The 2287-nt window shown below is 41.4% G+C and carries 3 protein-coding genes and 1 pseudogene; 1 reads left to right on the forward strand and 3 read right to left on the reverse strand.

Annotated elements, in window-relative coordinates; all coding sequences use genetic code 11:
- Positions 1 to 743, forward strand: a pseudogene (locus WBV75_RS10140) (hypothetical protein); the annotation flags it as partial.
- Positions 744 to 789: 46 nt separating this feature from the next.
- On the opposite strand, the gene WBV75_RS10145 reads toward WBV75_RS10140, so the two are convergent.
- The 3 genes from WBV75_RS10145 to mltG all read right to left on the reverse strand — a co-directional run.
- Positions 790 to 1062: a type II toxin-antitoxin system RelE/ParE family toxin gene (locus WBV75_RS10145; RefSeq protein WP_424120499.1), complete on the reverse strand. Its 273-nt coding sequence runs from the start codon at positions 1060 to 1062 to the stop codon at positions 790 to 792.
- On the reverse strand, positions 1046 to 1291 hold the full coding sequence (locus tag WBV75_RS10150; protein WP_424120500.1) for a hypothetical protein: 246 nt from the start codon (positions 1289 to 1291) through the stop codon (positions 1046 to 1048). Before WBV75_RS10150 ends, WBV75_RS10145 begins: the two co-directional genes overlap by 17 nt.
- 90 nt (positions 1292 to 1381) lie before the next feature.
- Positions 1382 to 2287, reverse strand: a 906-nt coding sequence (gene mltG, locus WBV75_RS10155) for an endolytic transglycosylase MltG (RefSeq protein WP_424120501.1), incomplete at its 5' end; no start/stop codon positions are given.

Here is a 2287-nt window from a genome sequence, read left to right on the forward strand (position 1 = left end):
CCACGGTCCGCAATGAAGCTAGAGAGATCATAGATATATCCATAAACGTCATTGGCACGGCCAAAAATGGAAATACCTTTACAGGATCTTACAATTCAGATTCCGAAGAGCCCATCAAACCGATGATGCTGCGTATCACCGCAGAAGGCGGCATTTCCATCGGGGAGGTATCTGCCCTGCACGAAATTGAGGAAGGCTCTGAGTTACATTTCAGCAGTGGTTCCGGCAATCACAACGTCTGGGTGTACGACGCTGAAGGTGCGGATGCGAAGACCATTGAAATTCGCGAGGTGAAAGGCGAGCGGGTCATTGTCGTGGATGGGAAGACGGTGAGCGAATCTGAACTTCACAAAATGGGTGAGGACGAGAATATGACTATTAAAATCCTCGAGGACAATGAAACCTCCGATGGGAGCAGGAAGGTCTTTATTGCAAAAAGCATAAACTCAGATGATAACGAAATCATCGAATTGCACACCGAAGGGGATTCCGATACCAGGGTCAAGACCGTTATCATAGATTCCGAAACCTCCGGTGATTCCGATGATGCGATTTTTGTCGCTACGGATGGGGCAAAACCTTTGATTTTTATCGATGGTAAAAAAGCCAGTGAAAAAAAGATGAAGGCACTTCGCCCGGACCAAATTGAATCCATCAACGTCCTCAAGGGAGATAAGGCCATCGAGAAACATGGTAAAAAGGCCAGAAACGGCGTGGTGGAGATCACCACAAAAAAGGGATGAAGCCCCGGGGCCGAGAACAAATCTGAATAAGCACTCAGCGCATCGTTTAGTTGAACTTTTGTTTATGGTGTAATACCCTTAAAATATAGACTACTTCATTGTGAATGATAAAATGAATCGAAAATTTGAAAGTGTTGAAATGAGCCCTTCTCACGTTCCTGTAATAAATTTGAAAAAGGAAAGGATTGACTTTTAAATAAGCGATTTGGTTTATAAAATCAGTATCAAAAGTTTCTTCGAGGCCAGATACTCTGTAATGACATTTCGCAGTTAAGAGATCTTTCTCGGCATCTTTTGAGACATTAATTTGATATGCCATTCCTACTCATTACCTCTTCAATTGAAGAGAATTCTATTTCATTGTTATCGAACTTGTTCAATAAATGGTCCATCATGTCAGTGTATTCCTTTGATGGAACTTCAAGCATTTTAGCCTGTTCTATAGCTATATATTCCAGGTAATTTTTAAGGCTACGATTTTGTCTTTTAGCCTCGGCTTCTAATGCCGAAACGACCCTTTCATCTAAGTGTAATTCCTTGCGAATCATGATAAAATAATATTTATACGTATAATATACGCATAAATAACGAATTTATAACTATATCATCGTTTATTTGAACCTTACCTTTTATTAATTTCAGTTGTCTCGTTGGCCAGCCAACCACCTTTGATAATCAGCCTTGCCTTTAGCAAACTCAGTGGCGCTTGAATAAAAGTAATGTGAACCATCATTCGCCTGTACATTTAGAACGTAATATAGATTATCTGTCTGTGCCGGATGTAGCGCGGCTTCAATAGCGGTCCTGCTCGGTGAACTGATTGGACCGGGAGGTAATCCAAGTACTCTACGAGTATTGTACGGATGATCTACTTCAACATCACTCTTGTGAATGATACCATCCCAACGGCCGAGTAGTTTGGCGATGTATACGTTGGTAGCATCGATTCCCAAGGGGATTCCTTGCTTAAGGCGATTGTAAATTACAGAAGCCACCAAATTACGTTCCGAATCTATTTTTGACTCATTTTCAATGAGACTGGCAATGATGACAATTTCTCGCTTTGTTCTTCCTGTTTCTTGTGCTAAACTATCCCATTCTGGTTGCCAGACTGATTTAAATTGTTGCACCATTTTAGCAATTATCTCTTTGGGGTGGGTGCCCAACTCAAACTGGTAAGTTGTAGGATAAAGATAGCCTTCAAGGTTTTTTGATTTGGAATCTATCTCTTGGATAAGGCTGGTATCATCCATCAATGCCAGTACCTCTTTTTCACTCATCAAAGGTTCTCCTGGAAACGCTTTTGCAATACGTTTGGCAATCTCAAAACGGGTCCAACCCTCAGGGATGGTAAGAGCCTTGGTTCGTCTTTTCCCGTGCTTAAGCTGGTTTATCACTTCTATGGGACTGATGGGAGAAGGAAATTTGTAGTCACCTGCTTCCATCTTAGCATCCCCGTTAAAGAACCGCAAATATATTTTGGTTGCCAAAGGCACTTGTATTATATCATGTTCTCCCAATATTTCGAGAATGCCATTTGAAGT

This window comes from Robiginitalea sp., assembly GCF_049588695.1.
Taxonomy (GTDB): domain Bacteria; phylum Bacteroidota; class Bacteroidia; order Flavobacteriales; family Flavobacteriaceae; genus Robiginitalea.

What these genes read in the sequence shown, in the direction of transcription:
- WBV75_RS10145 (WP_424120499.1), bottom strand. Translation starts at nt 1,062, where the DNA reads ATGGCATATCAAATTAATGTCTCAAAAGATGCCGAGAAAGATCTCTTA.
- WBV75_RS10150 (WP_424120500.1), bottom strand. Translation starts at nt 1,291, where the DNA reads ATGATTCGCAAGGAATTACACTTAGATGAAAGGGTCGTTTCGGCATTA.